This is a genomic window from Psychroflexus salarius (assembly GCF_900129035.1).
Taxonomy (GTDB): domain Bacteria; phylum Bacteroidota; class Bacteroidia; order Flavobacteriales; family Flavobacteriaceae; genus Psychroflexus; species Psychroflexus salarius.
In genome coordinates this window covers 12,220-34,962 of record NZ_FQTW01000008.1, presented here as the reverse complement: position 1 = coordinate 34,962, position 22,743 = coordinate 12,220, and the positions used below count along the sequence as shown (strand labels likewise).

The window sequence follows — 22,743 nt, the reverse complement described above, 5'->3', positions numbered from 1 at the left end:
TCTTTTTAAATGATATTCTTCTGAGATATGGTCATGATTATACCAAAATAGTGGTTATTTTGTGTTGTGCCCAATTAAAAAATTCCGTTTCAATACATAATTAATGCTAAATGAATGTATCTTTGATAGTATCAAATGATATTATCATAAAATGAAACCACCTTACGAAATAACATCTTCTATTTTAAAACAAATAACCTCTATTTCAGAGAAAATGGGAGAAGTAAACGCTAATTTATTAAACAAACCTTCACCTAAATTAAGAAAACAGAATAAAATTAAAACTATTCATTCTTCTTTAAAAATAGAAGGAAACACGCTTACAGAAGAACAAATAACAGCACTTCTAGAGAATAAAAAAGTAATTGGCCCAAAAAAAGATGTTATCGAAGTTTTAAATGCAATTAAAATCTACGAAAAATTAAAAGATTATAAACCTTTCAATGAAAAATCATTTTTAAAAGCACACCTAGATTTAATGGAAGGCTTAATTGAAAACGCTGGAAAATACAGAAATCAAAGTGTTGGAATCGTAAAAGGTTCAAAAGTTGAACACTTGGCGCCACCTTTTGAAAATGTTCCTTATTTAATGAAGAACCTTTTTCAATACTTGAAAAAGTCGGACGAGATTGAATTAATAAAAAGTTGTGTTTTTCATTATGAAATGGAATTTATACATCCATTTTTAGATGGAAACGGAAGAATGGGGCGTTTATGGCAAACTTTAATTTTAATGGAAAAATATCCAATCTTTGAATTTTTGCCATTTGAGACTTTAATCAGCAAAGACCAAGAGAAATATTATAAAGCATTAGCAGATAGCGACAAATCAGGACAATCAACAAAGTTCATTGAGTATATGCTTAATGTAATTGATATTTCGATAAGCGAATTATTGGACTTTAACAATCGAACATTAAACGAAAAAGACAGATTGGAGTATTTTACCTCTTTGAACAAAACCGAATTTTCGAGAAAAGATTATATGGACATTTTTAAAGATATTTCTTCAGCGACAGCAAGCAGAGATTTAAAAAAAGGAGTAGAATTAAAAATATTTGAAAAAGTAGGAGAAAAAAGCAAAACAATTTATCGAAAAAAATAACTGGACACAACAAAGAACTGAGCTAAAACCCTAATAAAAATCCAGTTATTTTTGGGTGTGTAAATTAAACTCTGTCTAGTTAATTTCAAATTCGGTTATTTCTACTGTTGAAATGCATCCTAGCTTTATCGTTATGGATAATTAACAAAAAACCTGTCTTATCCAGACAGGTTTTTTGTTATATACGACTTCAAAATTAATCGACATTATCATGTAAAAATGAGTTGTTAGATTTAAAGTTAATACCATCTTCATTAGATTCTAATGATGTTCTTGATATACTTTGAGCATTACGTTGGTGTTCCTTAAGCTCTACTCCTGCACGTTTATAAGCAGGTTGTTTTTCTATATCATCTATATTGTTACTACGATTAAACTTGTAATTAAACTGCTTCATTTTAGCACGTCGCTCTTCTGCTCTTGCGGCTAATTCTGAAATAGATGAATTAAATGGGTCAACTTCTTGCGAGTCATTAGTATTTTGGACAGATTCCGTATCTCTTATAGAAGTGGTAAATAAATCTTCTTCTTGAGGTTCTTCAACTTTTTTAGGTTGGGTTGAAGTTTTCTGTGAAACACTTTCGAATTGCTCCTCTTCGAAATCTTCTAAATTATAACGCTTAACTTCATTTTCTGACTTAGGCTGAAATTTTATTTCTTCAAAGTTATGAACTTCAATTTGGCGTATTTCTTCAGCTGATAATTGGCGTTCTTTATTAATAGTTTCATCAGGATATGACGAATTTAAATCGAATTGTAAAAACTCATCATCTTGACCTTCAGCCTGTTCAGGTTTTGTCTCATTTACGGCTGGTTTTTCGTGAATTTCAAATTCAATATCATTATTAACAGCTTCGTAATTAACCTCTATATCGTTAATTTTACTAGACTGGTTATTCGGCTTTGGTTCATTATCTTCAGCTTCATCTAAATCTAAGGTGTGAATAATTTTTTTAGGTTCTTCTGTTGCTCTTGGAGCTTTTGGTTTTGCTTTAAAGTCGTCTTTAGGCATCAAATCTTGCTCTACCTTTTGCTCATCTTCAAGCGTATGAATAATTTTTTTTGTTTCGGTATTAACGATCACATCTTGCTGTTCGGTATTAAAACCAGTAGCAATAACGGTTACTGAAATTGACTCTTCTAAGCTTTCATCTTCACCAACACCCATAATAATATTAGCGCTGTTACCTGCTTCAGCTTGAATATGATCGTTAATTTCTCCAATTTCATCAATTGTAATTTCTTCTCTACCAGAAACAATTAATAAAAGTACATTCTGGGCACCTGTAATTTTATTATCGTTTAATAAAGGAGAATCAAGTGCTTTTTCAATAGCAATATTAGAACGGTTGGTACCTGAAGCTGTTCCAGAGCCCATAATTGCAGTACCACTATTACTTAAAACTGTTTTAGCATCACGAAGGTCAATGTTTTGCGTGTAATGATGCGTTATTACTTCTGCAATACCTCTAGATGCAGTTGCTAAAACCTCATCGGCTTTAGAGAAACCAGCTTTGAAACCAAGGTTTCCATAAACTTCACGTAATTTATTGTTATTAATAACAATTAAAGAATCTACATTTCGGCGTAACTCTTCAACACCTATTTGTGCTTGGTCATTACGTGTTTTACCTTCAAACTGAAAGGGAATAGTTACTATACCAACAGTTAAGATATCTAAGTCACGTGAAAGCTGGGCAATTACTGGTGCTGCACCAGTTCCTGTTCCGCCTCCCATTCCTGCAGTAACAAAAACCATTTTAGTATTTTTACCAAGTAGATTTTTAATATCTTCTGAAGATTCTTGTGCGGCTTCTTTTCCAATTTCAGGGTTTGCGCCAGCGCCTAATCCTTCGGTTAAATTAACACCAAGCTGTATTTTATTCGGAACTGGACTACTTTCTAAAGCTTGAGCATCGGTATTACAAATCACAAAATCTACACCTTTGATGCCTTGGCTAAACATGTGATTAATAGCGTTTGAGCCACCGCCACCAACACCGATTACTTTAATGACGTTTGACTGATTTTTTGGTAAATCGAATGCAATGTTATCTAATTCTGAGCCCATAATATGTTGTTTTTGTGTATTCTTACTTTTGAAATTATTCTGCTTTGTCTAAAAAATCTTTTACCTTATCAAAAAATTTATCGAAAAAACTTTTCTTAGGTTCGGCTGGTCTTTTGGCGCCGTAGTTATCATTCAAGAATGAATCTTCGTATTTTTGCTCTTGATTTTGTTCTGCTTCAGTTGATGATGCATTATCCTGATGTTCATCAGATGTGGTTGTTTCAGCTTCATCACTAACTTCATCTGCTTTTTTGCTTTCTAATTCTTTTTGTAATTCTAAGTTACGTTTCAGTCCGTCCATAACCAAGCCAACAGCCGTGGCATACATCGGGCTTGCAATTTCATCATCAGTATCACCTGCTAAGTGTTCATTAGGATAGCCAATTCTAGTATCCATTCCGGTAACATATTCAACTAATTGTTTTAAATGTTTTAGTTGAGCGCCACCGCCTGTAATCACAATACCGGCAATAAGTTTCTTTTTTTGCTCTTCGTGACCGTAATTTTTAATCTCTAAAAAGACTTGTTCAATAATTTCAACTGCTCTAAAATGTATAATTTTAGATAGATTTTTCAGCGAAATCTCTTTTGGGTCACGACCGCGTAAACCAGGAATAGAGACAATTTCATTTTCTTTATTTTCACCTGGCCAAGCAGAACCAAATTTCACTTTTAATAATTCAGCTTGTTTTTCGATAATTGAGCAGCCTTCTTTAATATCTTCAGTAACCACATTGCCACCAAATGGAATAACTGCTGTATGACGAATAATGCCGTCTTTAAAAATAGCTAAATCGGTAGTACCGCCACCAATATCAATTAATGCAACGCCTGCTTCTTTTTCTTCTTGGCTCAAAACAGCATTAGCAGAAGCTAAAGGTTCAAGTGTCATCCCTTTTAGTTCTAAGCCTGAATTTTGAACGCAACGTGCAATGTTACGAATAGATGAAATTTGACCAACAACCACATGAAAATTAGCTTCTAAACGACCACCTGACATACCTCTTGGCTCAGTGATTTCAGATTGGCCATCAACTTTGTATTCTTGAGGTAGCACATGAATAATTTCTTCGCCAGGAAGCATCACTAATTTATGCACTTGATTGCAGAGTGAATCTATATCATCGTCGTTAATAACTTCTTCAACATCGTTTCTTGTGATATAATCACTATGCTGTAAACTGCGAATGTGCTGTCCTGCAATACCAACTGTTACGGCATCAACTTTTAGTTGAGAGTTAGCTTCTGCCTGTTGTAGTGCTTGCTGGATTGACTGTATTGTTTGTGTAATGTTGTTTACAACACCACGATGTACACCAAGACTTTTAGTGCGGCCAATACCTAAAATTTCTACTTTGCCATATTCGTTTTCACGACCAATCATGGCAACAATTTTAGTTGTACCGATATCTAAACCTACTGCAATGTTTTCATTTTCCATCATTCACCTATTGCTTAAATGTACAAACCACTTGATTGCCAAATTGCAAATTCACCGATTTGTAATCGTTTAATTTTTGTTCTTCTTTTGCTTTTAAATAGAAAGCTTTATAGTTAGTAAATTTCAGTTCTAAAGCTTCAATCTTACCAAGATTAATGCTAAAGTCTTGATTCCTAACATTTAATTTTATAGTCTGATTTTTTGAATTTTTTCGGATTGCAATGATATGCTTTTTTAAAAATTCATCCTTACGAATCTTTAATAAAAGTGGATAAATTGTTGAAATTTCTTCAGAAGAAAATCCGTAAACTAAAGGAACTCGCGCTGAAAATTGATGAGATAACGGCATTAATAAGCCTTGCTCATCGATATAGTTGAAGTCGCCATCAAAAAATCTTGCAATGGGTTGCCGTTGTGAAATAATAACGCCTAAATTACCTTTAATGTCTGAAAATATATCAGCCGATTTAATCATATCATGCTTATTGAGCAAATGCTCTAAACCTTTCAAATCTAACATATATTTATAACTATTTAAGGAGTCTTTAAGATTATCTATTAACAAGTTTTCAACAGATTCGGCAGTTACAAAAAGTGCTGCGTTGTTATTAAAATTTATCTTAATATCACCTAACTTTCGTTTGTTATTTATGGAGTTTGCAAACCCAAATAAGCCTAACATTAGGAGTAAAATCAATACCAATCGTATGTATTTCATATTAAACATTGGTTTTTAATTGTTTAGTTAAATTACTCACTTCTACACCTATATCGCCAGCGCCTAGCATGGCAACAACTTCACATTGGCTAGAAAGTACTTCTTGATAAATACTTTCTTTTGAAATTACTTTTGCATGATTGCCTATTTTTTGTGCCAAAAAAGTAGAATTAACACCTTTAATTGGCGCTTCACGAGCTGGATAAACCTCTAACAAAGCAACTACATCAAATTGTTTTAAAACTGAAGTAAAATCAGTTTCAAAATCGCGTGTTCTACTAAATAAATGGGGCTGAAAAACCACCATTTTTCGTTTATTTGGGTAAAGTTCTTTTAAAGTTTGGTAAACCGCTTCAATTTCTGTTGGATGATGCGCATAATCATCTATCAATACTAAATCTTCAGTATCTATAACTTTGTTAAAACGGCGTTTAATGCCTTTAAAAGTTGAAATGGCTTTTGCAAAAACTTCAGCTTTTTCTGGAAATTCAGAAATGGCTAATGCTAGAGCTAAAGCTGAGTTTATGCAGTTATGCAAACCTGGTAGATTACTTCTCACCGACTTCAATTCAACGTCATTGAGTTTAAAATCAAATTGAAATGCTTCATCAACCACCTTAACATTTGATAATGTAAACTTACCTAATGAATTAAGTTCTAAATTAATTCCGTTTAAATTAACCTGAGGACCTAAAAAGACATGAGATGAATCTGGTATTAATTGAACAAATTCTTTAAATGTTTGATTGAATTGTTCTGTAGTTTCATAAATATCTAAATGGTCTGGATCTTGAGCAATCACGCAAGCCTTAGTCGGTTGAAGGTAGAGAAATGAGCGATCAAACTCATCGGCTTCAACCACAAATAAATCACATCCAGTGGAAATATAATTTGAATCAAAATTATTAACTACACCACCTAAAAATCCGGTAAAATTAATTTGAGCTTCAAATAAAAGATGCGCTAAAATAGCTGATGTTGTGGTTTTACCGTGAGTTCCAGCTATGGCTAAAGTTGGCTTATCTTTGGTTATTTCACCTAAAACTCTTGCCCGCTTGTAACAATCAAACCCTTTAGATTTAAAATAAGTTAATAGTTCATTTTGTTGACTGATGGCAGCTGTGTAAATCACTAAAGTGTCTTCAGGTGATAAAGGTTTTAGATGTTGAGTATCTAAACTTGTTTGTATTGAAATACCTTCAAGCTCTAATTGTTGCGTTAACTTAGATGCTGTACGATCATAACCAAAAACTTTTGCATTATTATTATTAAAATAACGCGCAATTGCACTCATACCAATACCGCCAATACCGATGCAAAAAATAGTCTTATAGCTGGTTAAATGTTTCATTATCATAAAGGCTTTTGAATGCGTTTTACTTCATCTACAATATGTTGAGTGGCTTCAGGTTTTGCTAAATTCTTCAAATTATTAGCTAATTTTACCTTTAAATTTTGATCGGTAATTAGTTGACTCATTAAGTCTTGGAATTCGGCCTCTAAATTTTGTTCTTCAATCATAACACCTGCATTTTGATCACAGATAGATTGAGCATTTTTAAATTGATGATTCTCGGCTACGTTTGGAGATGGAATAAACAAAACAGGCTTACCTACAGTAGCCAGTTCACTCACCGTACCAGCCCCAGCACGAGAAATAATAATATCAGCAGCTGAATAAGCTAAATTCATATCTTCTATAAACTGCTTGACCTTAACGGATTTAGATTGTTTTGATTGATAGGTTTGGTAATAAATTTTTCCTGTTTGCCATATGAGTTGCAAATCTTCTGAAATCAACCACTCTAAATTTGAATTTATTAATTGATTAATGCGCTGAGAACCTAAACTTCCACCAACAACAAAAAGCGTTAATTTTTGCTCTAAATGAAGTTTTTCTTTAGCTTCTGAAGAATTCAATTGGTTTGCCAAAAGACTATTGCGAATAGGGTTTCCTGTAAATTTTAATTTTTGCTTCGGGAAATAGCGTTCCATATTCGGGTAAGCCACACAAATTGATTTTGCTTTAGCAGATAGCCACTTATTAGTTACGCCAGCATAAGAATTTTGTTCTTGAATTAAGGTTGGGTAACCTAACCATTGTGCTGCTTTTAGGGTTGGCGCCGAAGCAAAACCGCCTGTACCAATAACCGCGTTTGGCTTAAATTTTATAATAATAAAAACAGCTTTAATTAAACTCACAATTAATTTTAGTGGAAACAATAAGTTACTTAAATCTATTTTTCGTTGAATTCCGCTGATCCACAAACCTTTAATATTGTAACCCAATTGCGGAATTTTTTCCATTTCCATTTTACCTTTAGCGCCAATAAACAGTATTGAAGTTTCAGGGTTTTCTTGTTTCAGTGCATCTGCAATGGCTACAGCCGGAAAAATATGTCCACCGGTTCCGCCACCTGATATGATGTATTTTGGTTGCTTCATATCGTTTCGCTTAAAACTTCTAAAGGATTATCTTCAGTTTCATTAGAAACTGATGTCTCTTTTGTTTGATTGTCTTCTTTGTTGCTCACACTTAAAATAATGCCTATTGAAATACATGTCATCCAGATAGAGCTTCCACCACTACTAATTAGAGGCAAGGTTTGCCCAGTAACCGGTAGCAACTCAACTGCAACACTCATATTAATCAAAGCCTGAAAAATAATAGGTAACCCAACAGCAATTGTAATTAATTTACCAAAGAGGTTTGAAGATTTTGAAGCAACAATACTAATTCTAAACAATAATAAAAGATAGGCTAAAACAACGCCAAGACCGCCAAACAATCCCATTTCTTCTACAACTATTGCATATATAAAATCTGATGATGATTGCGGTAAAAAGTGACGTTGAACACTTTTGCCAATGCCATTACCTGTTAAACCACCAGTTGCAATAGCAATTTTAGCTTTTTCAACTTGATATTGTTCATCGCCATCTGGTTCAGAAAAATTTTCAATTCTGCTCATCCAAGTATCTACACGATTAGGAAATAAACCTGGAAAAGCTTTGGCTGTTAATACAAAGATAGAAAGCATTACTAATCCTATTCCTAGGATAAATCCGAGGTATTTCAGTGGATATTTACCAATGTAAACAACTAAAATTACCATAAAAAACAATAAGGCTGCAGTTGAAAAGTTTGCTGGTAAAACTAAGCCGACAACTGCAAAAACAGGTAACCAAAGCGATACTAAACTTTGTTTAAATTTAAGGTCACGTTCTTTATACTTCGCTAAATATCTGGCAACGTAAACTAATAAAACAACACCAGCTAAACTTGAGGTTTGAAATGACAGATTTACAATTGGAATACTAATCCATCGACTTGCATTAGCACCACCTATAGTTGTACCTTGAGCAAGTGTAATAATAAGTAAAACGATAACTAATGGCAACATAATTAAAGAAATACCCTTAAAATAATGGAGTGGCACTTTATGAACAGCGTACATTAATCCAAACCCTAAACCTAAATGAATAAAGTGCTTTATTAAATAACTTATAGTATTACCATCTCCACCATTTAAATAAGCCAAGTTACTGCTTGCACTAAAAACAGGCATAAACGAAAATATAGCCATCAAAGCTACAATAGCCCAAATAGATTTATCTCCTTTAATATGTGAAAACAGTTGCTGCATTAATTATAGTTTACGCACACATTCTTTAAACTGTCTACCGCGATCTTCATAATTTTCAAACAGGTCAAAACTAGCACATGCTGGCGATAATAAAACCGTATCACCAGCATTTGAAAAATGCTGAGCTGCTAAAACAGCATCAGCCATATTAGCAGTCTCTACAAGCTCATCGACCGTTTTTCCAAAAGCATCAATAATTTTAGAGTTATCAATACCGAGACAGACAATCGCTTTTACGCGTTCATTAACTAATGCTAGCAAATCTTGGTAATTGTTTCCCTTATCAACACCACCGACAATCCATACTGTTGGTTTAGTCATGCTATCTAAAGCATAAAATGTAGCGTTAATGTTTGTTGCTTTAGAATCATTAATGTAGTTCACGTTATTCAAAACTTTTACCTCTTCAAGGCGGTGCTCAACACCTCGAAAACTTTCCATACTTTCACGAATGGTTTGTTTTCTGATTTTTAAAAGTCTGGCTGCCGTAGAAGCTGCCATAGCATTTTGTGCGTTATGCGTGCCTTTAACGTTTAAATTATTTATAGACATATTAAATGTTTTTTGTTGATTAAGATTAATTTTAATAGTATTCTGTTCAATAAACGCAGCAATATTTTGTTTTAGTTGCTTTTTACTAAAAGGAATGAGTTGCACGTTAGTTGAAATTTTCGGAAGAAATTCAGTAATGGCTAAATCATCTTCATTGTATATAAAGAAATCGTCCTGACCTTGATTTTGAAGAATTTTAAATTTAGCTTTTCGGTACAAGTTGAAGTTATTGTTGTATCGATCTAAATGATCTGGTGTTATATTAGTTAAAATTGAAATATGAGGTTTAAAACTCACACAATTATCCAGTTGAAAACTACTCACTTCAATGACATAGTTATCAACTTCGGGTTGAGTGGCTAGATGCATGGCAAAACTATCGCCAACATTACCAACCATAGCAACAGATAAATTGGCTTGCTCTAAAATATGGTAAACCATTTTAGTGACAGTTGTTTTTCCATTAGAGCCTGTTATAGCAATTATTGTAGCATCGGTAAATCGGTAGGCAAATTCAATTTCTGAAATTACTTCGACACCTTGATTTCTTAAATTATTGATAAGTAGTAAATCATCTGGTATACCTGGACTTTTAATAACGATGTCAGCTTTAAAAATTTCACTTGTTGTATGTCCTTCATCTTCAAAGGCAATGCTATGCTTTTGAAGTATTTTTTTGTATTTCGGTTTAATTTTACCTTGATCACTCAAAAATACCGCAAACATCTTTTGCTTTGCTAGTACAGCTGCACCAACACCACTTTCGCCACCACCAAGTACAACAATATTTTTCATCATCTAATTTTCAAGGTTACAATACTAATAACAGCTAATAGAATACCGATTATCCAGAAACGCACTACAATTTTACTTTCATGAAATCCTTTTTTTTGATAGTGATGATGTAAAGGAGACATTAAAAAAATTCGTCTACCAGCACCAAACTTTTTCTTAGTATATTTAAACCACCCAACTTGTAAAACCACCGATAAGTTTTCTAGAAAAAAGATTCCGCATAAAATAGGTATCAATAACTCCTTTCGGGTAGCAATTGCAATAACCGCTATAATTCCGCCTATTGTTAAACTTCCAGTATCACCCATAAAAACTTGTGCTGGAAAGGTATTATACCATAAAAACCCAATAAGTGAACCCGTAAATGCAGCTATAAAAATGGTCATCTCTCCAGATCTTGGAATATACATTACATCTAGATATTCAGAGAAAATAAGGTTACCTGAAACCCAAGCAAACAAGCCTAACGTAAGTACAATAATAGCTGAACTTCCAGCTGCTAAACCGTCTATCCCGTCTGTTAAATTAGCGCCATTTGAAACCGCTGTTACAATAAAAATTACAATTGGAATAAAAATTAACCAAGCGAAAGGTTTTAAGTCATTTGAAATCCAGGTTAATACCTTTGAATAATCAAGTTCGTTATTTTTAACAAACGGAATAGTTGTAGTTGTTGACTTCAACTCTTCACTTTGTACAACTTCAGTATTAGTGAGTGTATTTTCTTTTACCGTAATTTCTTTTACAGTAACATCTTCATGAAAATACATTACCGAACCTACAATAATGCCTAAACCAACTTGACCTATAACTTTAAATTTTCCTTTTAAACCTTCTTTATTTTTTTTAAAGGTTTTGATGTAATCATCTAAAAAACCGATAGACCCCATCCAAACGGTTGTAATAATCAGCAACAAAATGTAAATATTGTTTAGATTATTAAGCAAAAGTACAGGGACTAAAGTTGCAGCAATAATAATTAAACCACCCATTGTTGGTGTTCCTGCTTTTGCTTTCTGGCCTTCTAGACCTAACTCTCTTACGCTTTCACCAACTTGTTTGCGCTGAAGTAGTAAAATGATATGCTTCCCAAAAACAGTTGAAAACAATAAGGCAATAATTAAGGCTAATGCTGCTCTAAAAGAGATGTAACCAAACAATCTTGCACCTGGCAAATCGTAATTTTGTTCTAAAAATTCAAATAAGTTATACAACATTGTTTAGAGCTTAAATAATTTAAAGTTTTCTAGAATATGCTCACGATCATCAAAATCATGTTTAATACCTTTAGTATCTTGATAAGTTTCGTGTCCTTTTCCAGCTATTAAAATAATATCATTAGGTTGTACTTGCTGACATGCGGTTTTAATAGCTTGTGCGCGATTGCTTATTGCAATGTATTTAGATGTATTTTGAGGCTCGACACCAGTTTCTATATCTGCTATAATTTCATCAGGATCTTCAAATCGAGGATTATCACTCGTAAAAATTACTTTATTACTCAACTGAGTAGCAATTTTGCCCATTTTTGGGCGTTTACTTTTATCGCGGTTTCCACCACAACCAACCACAGTTATTAAAGTCTCGTTGTGAGTGCGAATAGCATTTATCGATTTCAAGACATTTTGTAATGCATCTGGTGTATGCGCATAATCTACAATTGCGTGAATATTTTGATGTGGTGATACCATGTGTTGAAATCTACCAGCAACTGGTTTTAAGCGTGTAATTGCTTGTAAAATTTGAAGTTTATCAGTACAAAATTGAAGCGCTGTGGCATAAACAGCTAATAAATTGTAGACATTAAATTCTCCTAAAAAAGACGACCAAATTTCTTGCCCATCAAGATCAAGCTTAAGTCCATCAAAATTCTTTTCTAAAATTTTAGCTTTTATATCAGCAATAGACTTTATAGCATAAGTTAATTGATTAGCGCTTGTGTTTTGCAACATGAATCGCCCGTTTTTATCATCAATATTGGTAATTGCAACGGCTTGAGGTTTTAGCTGATCAAAAAGTCTTTTTTTAACGTTTCTGTATTCTTCAAAAGAATTGTGATAATCTAAATGGTCATGTGAAAGATTAGTAAAAATAGCTGCGTCGAAGTCTAAACCTAAAGCGCGTTTTTGATCAATCCCGTGAGAACTCACTTCCATAAAGCAGTAGTCTACGCCAGCTTCAACCATTTTACTCATCGTATTATTTATGGTAATAGAATCTGGTGTTGTGAGATTTGTAGGTATATCTTTATCGTTAATTTTTATAACTACTGTGGAAATTAGCCCAACTGAAAAACCTAGGTCTTTAAATAGTTGAAATAATAAACTGCTCACAGTGGTTTTACCATTTGTACCCGTAACACCAACTAGTTGAAGTTTTTGTGATGGTTGGCCATAAAAGTTATGAGATAAATGTGCTAAAGCTTCGCGCGTATCATCAACTCGAATGTAGGTAACATTACTCACCAGTTGTTCTGGTAAAGTATCACAAATAATAGCACTTGCACCTGAGTCAATTGCTTTAGTGATAAAATGATGACCATTGGCTTTTTCGCCTCTAATGGCTATAAAACAGGTTGATTTACTCACAGTTCTTGAGTCAAAACTCAAGGCCTCAACTTCAACTGAAGTTGAACCAACAACTTGTTCTATAGCAACGTTTAATAAGATGTCTTTTAATAACTTCAACCTAAAACTAAATTTATCTGTTTATTTTCTTTAACTGACTTCCCTGGTGCAAGCGATTGCTTAATCACTTTTCCTTCGCCAAATAATTTCGCCTTCAAACCAAGATTTTCTAGGATTGAAATAGCATCCATAGCTGGCATACCAACTAAATTTGGCATGATGGTTTTATATTTGTTAAGCACTTGATTGTAATTATCTTGTTCAGTTAACTGTAACTGGTTTAACTTTGTTCTTGGTAATCGGGCTTCAATAGGCGTATCTGAATAAATTTTCTTAGCGATACGTTTAAAAACTGGTGCTGCAACTGTACTACCATAATAGCCTTTTTCAGGATTTGGCTTATGAATGACAACAATGCAAGAGTATTTAGGCTTGTCTGCTGGAAAATAACCTGCAAATGATGCAATGTATCGACCAGATTCTACCCAATATTCAGTTTGGCAAGTTCCAGTTTTACCAGCCATTGAAAATCTTGGCGAGTAAATATTACTTGCGGTACCTCTATTGACAACATTTTTTAAAATTGCTCTTACTTGTTTAGCTGTTTCTTTAGAACAAACACTTCCCGTAATTTGCGGCTCTGTGTATTGCTCAATTACCTTATGCCGGTCACGCACAGCTTTTATAAAACGTGGTTTTACCATTACGCCATCATTAGCGATGGCATTATAAAAACTTAAAATTTGAAGTGCTGTTTGTGAAACACCATAACCGAAACTCATCCATGGTAAAGTAGTCCCGTACCAATTTGAATCATTTGGGTGAGGAATACTCGGTTGCCCTTCACCTTTTATTTGAAGGCCAATTTTTTGATCTAAACCCATCATTTTTAAACGATCAACAAACTGATTTGGTTGGTTTTTATAGTTTTCATAAATCATTTTAGCAAATGCGGTGTTTGAAGAAACTTCAAAAGCTTTTGCAACTGAAATCTTACCATATCCACCTCGTTTAGAATCATAAACAGTGCGGTCAAAATATTTTAAGCGACCATTTTCTGTATCAATTACAGTGCTAGTATCAACTACATTATCTTCTAGCGCAGCAACTAAGCTCATCAATTTATATGTAGAGCCAGGTTCGTGAGGTTCGTATACGGCATAGTTACGCTTTTCATAATATTTACCAGGTTCGTTACTTAAACCAAGGTTTGAAATAGCTTTAATTTCACCTGTTTTGGTTTCCATTACAACAGCAGTTCCGTGTTCAGCCTCAAAATATTCAAGTTGCGCTAATAATGCGTGATGCGTAATATCTTGTATGTTTACATCTATCGTTGATATAACATCTAGACCATCAACTGGTTCTACTTGGTTTAAATCAGTTAAAGGCTTCCATTGCCCTTTTGCGATTTTTTGCTTAAGCCTTTGACCTTTTTCGCCTTGTAAATAATCTTCAAAAGCACCTTCTAAACCCACATTATTGTAACCAACAGTTCGACGACCTATTTTCCCTAATGGATGCTCTCTAACAGTTGACTGTTCAGCAATAAATCCTCCTTTGTAAGCGCCTAGATTAAACATCGGAAAATTTTTAATTCGGATATATTCTGAATAATCTAAATTTTTAGCAATAAAAACGTAGCGATTATTCAATGCTCTTGCTTTTTTAAGCTTATTTTTATAATAAGCTGAAGATTTTGAAAACATTTTTGAAAGCGAATCTGAGAGCGGATTTAAGTAAGTGTTGAAGTTTGATTTTGTTACTGAAATTGGATCAAATCTAATTTCATATTTAGTGACTGATGTTGCTAATAAGTTCATATTAGCATCATAAATATTTCCGCGATTAGGCTCTATTTTAAAGTTTTTATATACCGTATTTTGAGCCAATTCTGTATAGTAATCACCTTGATTAAATTGAATATTAAAAAGCTGGTAAACAATAGCAAGTGCCACTGTCACAAATAATACAACTATTAAATAATAGCGTTTTAATATGTCTTTATCAGTTAGATTCATCTGACTCAATTACAATTTTTATAGCTGGCTGATCTGAGGTGAAAATTCCTTTTGGTTTCATCATCTCAGCAATATTAGACTCCATTTTTAACTGCATTAATCTTTTTCTAGAATCGACAAACTCACTTCTTAGTTCTTGAATTTCTTGATTAAGCTCAGCTACTTTAAAAACTTTCTTTTCAGCTGTGTGTGAACTCGCAATCATAATAATAGCAAGTAGCGTACAGAACAAAATAAAACTCCAATTTTTTGAAGCATCTTTGTTGGTCAAGAACTCACCTTTTAATATGGCAAAAACGCTTTTTTGCATGTTATAATTTTTCAGCTATACGTAATTTGGCACTTCTAGCCCTACTATTATCAATGATTTCAGACTTATCAGGAATTATTAACTGGCCTACTTTTTTAAAAGGCGCAAGCTTATTCCCGTAGAAATCTTTCTCTACCTGACCCGTAAAATTACCATCTCTAATATAACGCTTCACTAAACGGTCTTCTAATGAGTGATAGGTTATAAAACTTAACCTTCCCGAGGGTTTAACAAGGTCTTGTGTTTGCAGCAAAAATTCCTCAAGCGCCTTCATTTCTTGATTCACTTCAATGCGAATTGCTTGATAAATCTGAGCTAAAAACTTAAACACCTTAGTTTTTGGCAACAATGGTTCTAAAACTGAATTTAACTCCGATGTAGTTTCAATAGGCTTATTTAAACGTTCACTAATAATGGCTCTTGCCAATTTTGGCGCCATTTTTAACTCACCATAAGTTCTGAATAAGCTCGTTAAATCTTGCTCTTCGTAAGTATTGACGAGCTCATAAGCACTGAGTTTATCATTCTGATTCATGCGCATATCTAGTTGCGCATCAAAACGTGTTGAAAACCCGCGTTCAGGGATATCAAACTGATGCGATGAAACACCAAAATCAGCTAAAATTCCATCAACTTCAGTAATTTTAAAAAACTTCAAAAAGCGTTTTAGAAATCTAAAATTAGCTTCTATCAACTCGAAACGATCATCTTTTAAACTATTTTGCTGTGCATCTTTATCCTGATCGAAAGCAAATAATTTACCTTTAGAACTTAATCTAGAAAGAATTTCGGCAGAATGCCCACCACCACCAAATGTTGCATCAACATAAACACCATCAGGGTTTAACACCAATGCATCAACGCTTTGTTTTAGTAAAACTGGTATGTGATAATTAGTATTCATCTTCTTGAGTTCCCATGACTTCTTCTGCTAAATCAGCAAAATCGTCAACCTTATTTATAGCGTTTTCATAATTTTCTTTATCCCAGACTTCAATAATATTAACAGACGATGACAAGACAATTTCTTTGGAAATACCAGCGAACTGAATTAAGTCTTTTGGAATTAAAACACGAGAATTCGCATCGACTTCAACTAATTTTACGCCAGCTGTAAACTTCCTAATGAAATCGTTATTTTTCTTCTTAAATCGGTTTAATCCATTTATTTTATTCATCAATGCATTCCATTCCTGCATAGGATAGAGTTCTATACAATTTTGAAACACTGAACGCTTTAGCACTAAACCTTCTTCAACGACTGGCATTAATTGCTTTTTTAATGCTGAAGGCAAGGATAATCTGCCTTTTGCATCAATTTTGCACTCATATGTTCCGATAAAATTCAGCATTAATGTATAATTACACTTCAAATATATTGAATTTTTTTCCACATTATCCCACTTTTTACCACATTGTTGATAAGTTTTTACACAAACTTTTTACCAATACTCGTTAAGGCTTTATTAGCAAAGGTTTAGCCACTTTAACTAACAGAACTACTTGATTGTTAATAAGTTTAGTTTTGAGATAAGTTTCAAATTCAAATATTTAAAATTGAATAGATATTATTCTAAAATGCTTTTATAAATATGACTATATTTGAGGTTTGAAAGATTGATAGTTAATGGAAAAACACATACAACAAGACGGCAAGTTTAGGTTTTTTGAATTCGGCGAAGGTCAACCCTTAGTAATTTTACACGGCTTAATGGGCGGCTTAAGTAATTTTGATGGTGTTATGAATTTTTTCCCACAAAAAGGCTATAAAGTTATTATCCCTGAATTACCGCTTTACGAATTGCCATTGCTTAAAACAAATATTAAAACCATTACAACCTACATAAAAGAATTTATTGACTTACGCCAATATGGCAAAGTTGTTCTCATCGGTAATTCTCTCGGCGGACATATAGGTTTATTAACTACAAAATTATATCCTGAAATTGTTAAAGCACTTGTAATTACAGGAAGCTCTGGCCTTTATGAAAGCGCGATGGGCGAAAGTTACCCTAAGCGTGGCGATTATGACTACATTAAGCAAAAAGCAGAAAATGTATTTTATGACCCAGAAGTGGCTACTAAAGCCATTGTTGATGATGTTTACAACACAGTCAATGACCGTTCTAAATTAATAAGAACGCTTGCGATTGCTAAAAGTGCTATTAGGCATAACATGGCAAAAGATTTACCAAAAATGAGCACGCCAACATGCATCATTTGGGGAAAACAAGATACAGTTACACCACCAAATGTAGCTGAAGACTTCAATAAACTATTACCAGATTCTAATCTATATTGGATTGACAAATGTGGCCATGCTGCGATGATGGAGCATCCAAATAAATTTAACGAACTACTTTACAACTGGTTAACTAGCCGAAATCTGTAAATCATGCAAATTAAAACAGCAAAATTTGTCATGAGTAATAGCGATGTAGCAAAATGCCCAAATTCGCCACTACCAGAATACGCATTTATTGGCCGTAGTAATGTTGGAAAGTCTTCACTGATCAACATGCTAACAGAACGTAAGAGCTTGGCAAAAGTCTCTGGTAAACCTGGTAAAACAAGACTTATTAATCACTTTTTAATTAATGAAAGTTGGCATTTAGTAGATTTACCTGGTTATGGCTATGCAAAGGTGAGCAAAAAAGAAAAAAAAATCTTTCAAAAATATATAACTGATTATTTTAGAAAACGTCCGCAGTTGGTTAATACTTTTTTGTTAGTTGATATTAGACACGAACCGCAGCCAATAGATATAGAATTTATGACTTGGTTAGGTAAAAATCAAATTCCATTTTCAATCATTTTCACTAAATCAGACAAACTAAAGTCACATCAAGTTGAAAATAATATCGCCAATTACTCAACAGAATTAATGGAAACTTGGGCAGAATTACCACCCATATTTATAACATCTTCTAGCAAAAAAACTGGTCGAGATGAAGTTTTAAATTACATTGAGCAAATTAACCAAAGCCTTTAAACATTTGTTACATGAGGCTTCAACTTATCTATTAGTTGATCAAGATGAACTAGTTGATTGATTTCTTTAGCTGAAAGAACAAGTTCTAATTCATAATGATTTTGTTTAAGGACAACTGGCAACTCATATTGAATACCAAATTTTGATTTAAATTGAGACATAAACTCATCGGCGTGTAAAAACTGCATTTCAGTTGAAGTTTGCAATTTAAATTTTCTCCACTTCGTCTTCTCTGAAGTCAACCCATAAGTTAAACTACATAACCGACAATTTGAAGCCTGAGGGTTCAATAATTTTTGCAAAGATTCTTTAAAAGCATTTCGAGTGCCAGAATTAGCATTATAAACAAAAATTAATTTAGACAACTTATTCTTTTTTTAAATCTAGTTTTTCAGCAAAATAATCGCAAAAATCGTTAAAGGTCGCTGCCATTTTATCATCATCAGTAGCTCTTTTGTAGGTACTCGCCATACTTACTAAGGTTTGATGAAAAAACTTTTTCATTTCATCTACAGGCATATCTTTTGTCCATAAATCAATACGTAAAGTTTCTTGTGTTTTATGATCCCAAATAGATAGCATCGCTGCTTTAGCAGATTCATTTTCAATGCCGCCATCTTTAGCTGACCAATTAATAGATTCTGGAATTTTATTTTCGTCGGTCTCTATATGTATGTTAATATCAGATTTTGCCATAGTTAAGGTTTATAATTTGATTGTTTAAAAATTTGTTGCCCATCAAGCAACATAAGTTTATTAGGCTCAATTTCGGGGTTATTTTTCATGAAATCTCTAACTATTTGCCAACCGATATATTGCCCGATTCTAGGTGAAGAATCATTATCTAATTCAAGATAAAATTTAGAAAATGGTGCTGGATTAATAAAACGATCTTTCAAATCAGCCTGTGTTGAAAAGACGTAATCTTTATCAATAAAAAACTCCCAAATCTTAGTTTCATTAGATTCTGCCCATTCTAATTGCTCTTTTGTATACTGAATTTTTTCAGCATCACTCTCCCAAGGTATTACCAAATCCTTAAAATAGAGCAGCTTACCATGATAAATCATATATGAAATAAAGCGTCGGTCTAAGGGTTCAAAAGTAGCATTTTTAGCATAAGCACCAGCAACGTCAGACATTAAATACTTTTTATCTTGATAGTTTTTAATGTAGTCAGGGAAACTTTCGTAGAATCGATGTTCGCGTCCCAAATAGTTATCTAATGAAATTACGATGATAGAATCTGAGGTAACAACTTTATTTTTATAATCAACGCTTTCTGCAATTGTAACAATTGTCGGGTGTTTAAATGCTGTAAAATAAAATTTTAGATATTTAAAAAATCGCTCGATATCTTGTTTTTCTTGATCAAAATCTGGAAAGGCTTTTAATACCTCATGATTTATTTCGTTTTGTAATGTGTCTTTCATTTTTTTATACCACAAGCTGTCAGGAACAGCACTGTTGAAGAAAAAAGGATAACCTATTTTTAAGCTTTCTAGGTCTAATGAATCAGATGCCGCAAACTCACGGTCAAAACGCATAAGGCTCAAGTCTAAATTTTTATTTTCAATACGCTCAATAATTTTCGATTTCTTTGAATCGCAAGACGTTAGATAAACACAGGTCACAAGAATTAATAAAACTCTAAATATTGTTTTGAATAACATTGACTTTGTTTTAATATATTTGATGCAAATGTAGTTAATCTTGAACTTAAATTTAACGCCATGCAAAACGAAAAAATAATAAATTATATTAAAAATTGGCTAGATAATTATCTTGTCAAAACCAATTTAAATGGTTTTGTAGTTGGCGTTTCAGGAGGAATTGACTCTGCGGTAACTTCAACTTTGTGCGCAATGACCAAACAAAAAGTACTTTGTGTTGAAATGCCTATTCATCAAGACATATCACAAGTTACTCGAGCACAACAACATATTGCATGGTTAAAATCAAATTATAATAATGTCTCATCAGTTGAAGTCGACTTAACACCAACATTTGATGCATTTAAACAGGGCTTACCAAAAACAAATTCAAAACGAGAAGATTTAGCTCTAGGAAACTCACGCGCTCGATTACGCATGACAACCTTATATTATCTTGCAGGTTTACACAATTACTTAGTTGTAGGAACAGGTAATAAAGTTGAAGATTTTGGTGTTGGTTTTTATACTAAATACGGCGATGGCGGTGTAGATTTGAGTCCGATTGCCGATTTAATGAAATCTGAAGTTTACAGCTTAGCTCAAACGCTAAACATTATAGATGTTATTCAAAATGCCGAACCAACCGATGGACTTTTTGGTGATAGCCGAAGTGATGAAGACCAATTAGGTGCGAGTTATGATGAATTAGAATGGGCAATGCAATATGAAGGAAATCCAGAAGAACTAAGCAGTAGACAAGCTGAAGTTTTAAAGATTTATAAAAGTTTAAATTCTGCTAATCAGCATAAAATGAAGCCTATACCGATATGTAGTATCCCTTCAGAATTTAAATAATTCGGTTTAATTTGCGAGCAATTAAAACCTCGAGTTGCTTATACTCCATTGTTTCTTCTAGAACTTCAGTAGGGTTTTCATGATCACCACTTTTAAGGAGCTCACCCATTTCATCAACTTTTTGATGTATCAATATTCGTCTAAGGTTTAAAATTGTTTCAGTTACCTCAGCAGGTTCCAGTTTGTCTCTATGTTTTACAAAAATATTTTGGCTTTCCCAATTGTGTAATTCGTAGCGTTCAAAATTCATTAAGATACTCGTTGCTTCTTCTGCTATAGTTTGGTCGAGTTTACTTGTAAATTTAGAGACATTAAATTCTTTCTGGGTTGATAGTCCATCAATTAAAGAATGGTAGAGTAACTTAAAATTTTCATCCGTAAACTCAATTTCATCACTTTGCAAATCAAGATAAATTTTTTCGTAAACTTTATGTGTTTTAATGATAGGCTTTAAAACTTCGTTACCTTTTTCATCAATTTCAATTAAAAAATCTTCAAATTCTGCTTCTTGATCACCATATTTTAATAATAGGCCAATAATAATACGCTCAAGCTCTATCTTAGGGTTAATTTTTTTCGTCGTAGTCGTAGTCTCTTCAACTTTGCTTAATTGTGGTACTTGACTTTTATTTTTTTTGCGCTGATCGCGGCTAGATTTAGCCAAAATTTGATCTAAACTACTAAATAAAACGGCCTCAGAAACATCCATTAACTTTGAGCAAGATCTAATATAAAGTTCTCGTTTAATTTGATCAGGAACTTGAGCTATACTTTCAACTATATCGCGAATAACTTCTGCAGTTTTTATCGGATCATTTTCAGCTTCTTTGATTAAAAGCGATGCCTTAAATGTGATAAAATCTTTTGCGTTGGTTTCAAGGTATTCCTCTATAACATGGGTTGAGTTAGCTTTTGCAAAACTATCAGGATCTTCGCCTTCAGGAAACATGCAGACCTTAACATTCATATCCTGAGCTAAAATCATATTTACACTACGTAATGAAGCACGCAAACCTGCAGCGTCGCCATCAAACAAAACGGTAATGTTTTTAGTTAAGCGATTTATTAACCGAATTTGTTGATCGGTTAAGGCTGTTCCTGAAGAAGAAACCACATTTTCAATTCCTGCTTGATGTAACTGAATAACGTCAGTATAACCTTCAACTAAGTAACAATTATCTTGTTGAGCAATGGCTTTCTTTCCATAGTATAAACCATATAAAATTTTACTTTTATGGTAAATTTCACTTTCAGGCGAATTTAAATATTTCGCAGCTTTTTTAGAATTATCTAAAATTCTTCCGCCAAAGCCCAATACACGTCCTGACATAGAATGAATTGGAAACATAACACGACCTTTAAACCGGTCGAAAGATTTTTGGTCTTTTGTGATGGTTAAGCCTGTAGCTTCAAGATATTTTTTTTCGTAAGCCTTATTGATTGCTGCTTTTGTTAAAGCTTCCCATTGATCAGGCGAGTAACCTAGATCGAATTTTTTTATAGTTTCAGTAGTAAAACCGCGTTCTTTGAAATATGACAAACCAATTGTTTGACCTTCAGTAGAATGGTGTAATTGGTCTATAAAAAATTGATTTGCGAATTTAGACACTAGAAACATGCTTTCACGTTCAGAAGCTTTTTCTTTTTCTTCTGAAGTTTGTTCAGTTTCTTCAATTTCAATATTATATTTTTTGGCTAAGTATCTTATAGCTTCGGGATACGAGTAATGTTCGTGTTCCATGATAAAACTCACTGCGTTTCCACCTTTGCCAGACGAGAAATCTTTCCAAATTTGTTTTACTGGTGAAACCATAAAACTTGGAGTCTTCTCTTCGCTAAACGGACTTAAACCTTTAAAGTTTGAACCTGATTTTTTAAGATTAACAAAATCACCTATTACCTCTTCTACCCGAGCGGTATCAAAAACTTTTTCTATAGTGCGTTTGGTAATCAA

The 22,743-nt window shown here is 33.2% G+C and carries 21 protein-coding genes; 4 read left to right on the top strand and 17 right to left on the bottom strand.

What is annotated here, in order from left to right; translation table 11 throughout:
• Window positions 1-151: 151 nt before the first annotated feature.
• Window positions 152-1,105 carry a Fic family protein gene (locus BUB82_RS09650; RefSeq protein WP_073193415.1) on the top strand — a complete coding sequence of 318 codons (954 nt, stop codon included), beginning with the start codon at window positions 152-154 and terminating at the stop codon, window positions 1,103-1,105.
• Between the two features lie 196 nt (window positions 1,106-1,301).
• Here the strand turns inward: BUB82_RS09650 and ftsZ are convergent, their stop codons facing one another.
• The 13 genes from ftsZ to mraZ are packed head-to-tail and all read right to left on the bottom strand — an operon-like array spanning window position 1,302 to window position 16,639.
• Window positions 1,302-3,176 (bottom strand): cell division protein FtsZ, encoded by a 1,875-nt coding sequence (gene ftsZ / locus BUB82_RS09645; RefSeq protein WP_073193414.1) that lies wholly within the window; start codon window positions 3,174-3,176, stop codon window positions 1,302-1,304.
• A gap of 34 nt (window positions 3,177-3,210) precedes the next feature.
• Window positions 3,211-4,617, bottom strand: a complete 1,407-nt coding sequence (gene ftsA / locus BUB82_RS09640; RefSeq protein ID WP_073193413.1) for a cell division protein FtsA — start codon at window positions 4,615-4,617, stop codon at window positions 3,211-3,213.
• A gap of 7 nt (window positions 4,618-4,624) precedes the next feature.
• On the bottom strand, window positions 4,625-5,335 hold the full coding sequence (locus tag BUB82_RS09635; protein ID WP_143185675.1) for a cell division protein FtsQ/DivIB: 711 nt from the start codon (window positions 5,333-5,335) through the stop codon (window positions 4,625-4,627).
• 1 nt (window position 5,336) lies between these two features.
• The gene (gene murC / locus BUB82_RS09630; RefSeq protein ID WP_073193411.1) at window positions 5,337-6,686 is read right to left on the bottom strand and encodes a UDP-N-acetylmuramate--L-alanine ligase; all 1,350 of its coding nucleotides are present in this window, start codon (window positions 6,684-6,686) and stop codon (window positions 5,337-5,339) included.
• Window positions 6,687-6,688: 2 nt separating this feature from the next.
• Window positions 6,689-7,780 (bottom strand): undecaprenyldiphospho-muramoylpentapeptide beta-N-acetylglucosaminyltransferase, encoded by a 1,092-nt coding sequence (murG, locus tag BUB82_RS09625; RefSeq protein ID WP_073193410.1) that lies wholly within the window; start codon window positions 7,778-7,780, stop codon window positions 6,689-6,691.
• Window positions 7,777-8,982 carry an FtsW/RodA/SpoVE family cell cycle protein gene (locus tag BUB82_RS09620; protein WP_073193409.1) on the bottom strand — a complete coding sequence of 402 codons (1,206 nt, stop codon included), beginning with the start codon at window positions 8,980-8,982 and terminating at the stop codon, window positions 7,777-7,779. The genes murG and BUB82_RS09620 overlap by 4 nt, the downstream gene beginning before the upstream one ends.
• A 3-nt stretch (window positions 8,983-8,985) precedes the next feature.
• A complete protein-coding gene (murD, locus tag BUB82_RS09615) occupies window positions 8,986-10,329 on the bottom strand; it encodes a UDP-N-acetylmuramoyl-L-alanine--D-glutamate ligase (RefSeq protein WP_073193408.1) in 1,344 nt (447 codons plus the stop codon).
• A complete protein-coding gene (gene mraY / locus BUB82_RS09610) occupies window positions 10,329-11,546 on the bottom strand; it encodes a phospho-N-acetylmuramoyl-pentapeptide-transferase (RefSeq protein WP_073193407.1) in 1,218 nt (405 codons plus the stop codon). The genes murD and mraY overlap by 1 nt, the downstream gene beginning before the upstream one ends.
• A 3-nt stretch (window positions 11,547-11,549) precedes the next feature.
• Window positions 11,550-13,016 (bottom strand): UDP-N-acetylmuramoyl-L-alanyl-D-glutamate--2,6-diaminopimelate ligase, encoded by a 1,467-nt coding sequence (locus BUB82_RS09605; protein WP_073193406.1) that lies wholly within the window; start codon window positions 13,014-13,016, stop codon window positions 11,550-11,552.
• A complete protein-coding gene (locus tag BUB82_RS09600; RefSeq protein ID WP_073193405.1) occupies window positions 13,013-14,977 on the bottom strand; it encodes a penicillin-binding protein in 1,965 nt (654 codons plus the stop codon). The genes BUB82_RS09605 and BUB82_RS09600 overlap by 4 nt, the downstream gene beginning before the upstream one ends.
• Window positions 14,964-15,287 carry an FtsL-like putative cell division protein gene (locus tag BUB82_RS09595; RefSeq protein WP_073193404.1) on the bottom strand — a complete coding sequence of 108 codons (324 nt, stop codon included), beginning with the start codon at window positions 15,285-15,287 and terminating at the stop codon, window positions 14,964-14,966. Before BUB82_RS09595 ends, BUB82_RS09600 begins: the two co-directional genes overlap by 14 nt.
• A gap of 1 nt (window position 15,288) precedes the next feature.
• The gene (gene rsmH / locus BUB82_RS09590) at window positions 15,289-16,191 is read right to left on the bottom strand and encodes a 16S rRNA (cytosine(1402)-N(4))-methyltransferase RsmH (RefSeq protein WP_073193403.1); all 903 of its coding nucleotides are present in this window, start codon (window positions 16,189-16,191) and stop codon (window positions 15,289-15,291) included.
• Window positions 16,181-16,639 (bottom strand): division/cell wall cluster transcriptional repressor MraZ, encoded by a 459-nt coding sequence (gene mraZ, locus BUB82_RS09585; RefSeq protein ID WP_073193402.1) that lies wholly within the window; start codon window positions 16,637-16,639, stop codon window positions 16,181-16,183. The genes rsmH and mraZ overlap by 11 nt, the downstream gene beginning before the upstream one ends.
• A 275-nt stretch (window positions 16,640-16,914) precedes the next feature.
• Between mraZ and BUB82_RS09580 the strand changes: the two genes are divergently transcribed.
• Window positions 16,915-17,679, top strand: coding sequence for an alpha/beta fold hydrolase (locus tag BUB82_RS09580; RefSeq protein ID WP_073193401.1), 765 nt, complete (start codon window positions 16,915-16,917; stop codon window positions 17,677-17,679).
• A 3-nt stretch (window positions 17,680-17,682) separates the two neighbouring features.
• The gene (gene yihA / locus BUB82_RS09575; protein ID WP_073193400.1) at window positions 17,683-18,279 is read left to right on the top strand and encodes a ribosome biogenesis GTP-binding protein YihA/YsxC; all 597 of its coding nucleotides are present in this window, start codon (window positions 17,683-17,685) and stop codon (window positions 18,277-18,279) included.
• Here yihA and BUB82_RS09570 read toward each other — a convergent pair.
• The 3 genes from BUB82_RS09570 to gldB are packed head-to-tail and all read right to left on the bottom strand — an operon-like array spanning window position 18,276 to window position 19,952.
• Entirely contained in the window at window positions 18,276-18,644 is a 369-nt protein-coding gene (locus BUB82_RS09570; protein WP_073193399.1) for a GTPase, read from the bottom strand. The genes yihA and BUB82_RS09570 overlap by 4 nt on opposite strands.
• A 1-nt stretch (window position 18,645) precedes the next feature.
• The gene (gene gldC, locus BUB82_RS09565) at window positions 18,646-18,975 is read right to left on the bottom strand and encodes a gliding motility protein GldC (RefSeq protein ID WP_073193398.1); all 330 of its coding nucleotides are present in this window, start codon (window positions 18,973-18,975) and stop codon (window positions 18,646-18,648) included.
• Between the two features lie 2 nt (window positions 18,976-18,977).
• Window positions 18,978-19,952 carry a gliding motility lipoprotein GldB gene (gene gldB, locus BUB82_RS09560; RefSeq protein WP_073193397.1) on the bottom strand — a complete coding sequence of 325 codons (975 nt, stop codon included), beginning with the start codon at window positions 19,950-19,952 and terminating at the stop codon, window positions 18,978-18,980.
• Between the two features lie 60 nt (window positions 19,953-20,012).
• Between gldB and nadE the strand changes: the two genes are divergently transcribed.
• Window positions 20,013-20,789 carry an NAD(+) synthase gene (nadE, locus tag BUB82_RS09555; RefSeq protein ID WP_073193396.1) on the top strand — a complete coding sequence of 259 codons (777 nt, stop codon included), beginning with the start codon at window positions 20,013-20,015 and terminating at the stop codon, window positions 20,787-20,789.
• On the opposite strand, the gene dnaG is transcribed toward nadE, so the two are convergent.
• Window positions 20,782-22,743, bottom strand: a complete 1,962-nt coding sequence (gene dnaG, locus BUB82_RS09550) for a DNA primase (RefSeq protein ID WP_073193395.1) — start codon at window positions 22,741-22,743, stop codon at window positions 20,782-20,784. The genes nadE and dnaG overlap by 8 nt on opposite strands.

What these genes read in the sequence shown, in the direction of transcription:
- BUB82_RS09650 (WP_073193415.1), top strand. Translation starts at nt 152, where the DNA reads ATGAAACCACCTTACGAAATAACATCTTCTATTTTAAAACAAATAACC.
- ftsZ (WP_073193414.1), bottom strand. Translation starts at nt 3,176, where the DNA reads ATGGGCTCAGAATTAGATAACATTGCATTCGATTTACCAAAAAATCAG.
- ftsA (WP_073193413.1), bottom strand. Translation starts at nt 4,617, where the DNA reads ATGGAAAATGAAAACATTGCAGTAGGTTTAGATATCGGTACAACTAAA.
- BUB82_RS09635 (WP_143185675.1), bottom strand. Translation starts at nt 5,335, where the DNA reads ATGAAATACATACGATTGGTATTGATTTTACTCCTAATGTTAGGCTTA.
- murC (WP_073193411.1), bottom strand. Translation starts at nt 6,686, where the DNA reads ATGAAACATTTAACCAGCTATAAGACTATTTTTTGCATCGGTATTGGC.
- murG (WP_073193410.1), bottom strand. Translation starts at nt 7,780, where the DNA reads ATGAAGCAACCAAAATACATCATATCAGGTGGCGGAACCGGTGGACAT.
- BUB82_RS09620 (WP_073193409.1), bottom strand. Translation starts at nt 8,982, where the DNA reads ATGCAGCAACTGTTTTCACATATTAAAGGAGATAAATCTATTTGGGCT.
- murD (WP_073193408.1), bottom strand. Translation starts at nt 10,329, where the DNA reads ATGAAAAATATTGTTGTACTTGGTGGTGGCGAAAGTGGTGTTGGTGCA.
- mraY (WP_073193407.1), bottom strand. Translation starts at nt 11,546, where the DNA reads ATGTTGTATAACTTATTTGAATTTTTAGAACAAAATTACGATTTGCCA.
- BUB82_RS09600 (WP_073193405.1), bottom strand. Translation starts at nt 14,977, where the DNA reads ATGAATCTAACTGATAAAGACATATTAAAACGCTATTATTTAATAGTT.
- BUB82_RS09595 (WP_073193404.1), bottom strand. Translation starts at nt 15,287, where the DNA reads ATGCAAAAAAGCGTTTTTGCCATATTAAAAGGTGAGTTCTTGACCAAC.
- rsmH (WP_073193403.1), bottom strand. Translation starts at nt 16,191, where the DNA reads ATGAATACTAATTATCACATACCAGTTTTACTAAAACAAAGCGTTGAT.
- mraZ (WP_073193402.1), bottom strand. Translation starts at nt 16,639, where the DNA reads ATGCTGAATTTTATCGGAACATATGAGTGCAAAATTGATGCAAAAGGC.
- BUB82_RS09580 (WP_073193401.1), top strand. Translation starts at nt 16,915, where the DNA reads ATGGAAAAACACATACAACAAGACGGCAAGTTTAGGTTTTTTGAATTC.
- yihA (WP_073193400.1), top strand. Translation starts at nt 17,683, where the DNA reads ATGCAAATTAAAACAGCAAAATTTGTCATGAGTAATAGCGATGTAGCA.
- gldC (WP_073193398.1), bottom strand. Translation starts at nt 18,975, where the DNA reads ATGGCAAAATCTGATATTAACATACATATAGAGACCGACGAAAATAAA.
- gldB (WP_073193397.1), bottom strand. Translation starts at nt 19,952, where the DNA reads ATGTTATTCAAAACAATATTTAGAGTTTTATTAATTCTTGTGACCTGT.
- nadE (WP_073193396.1), top strand. Translation starts at nt 20,013, where the DNA reads ATGCAAAACGAAAAAATAATAAATTATATTAAAAATTGGCTAGATAAT.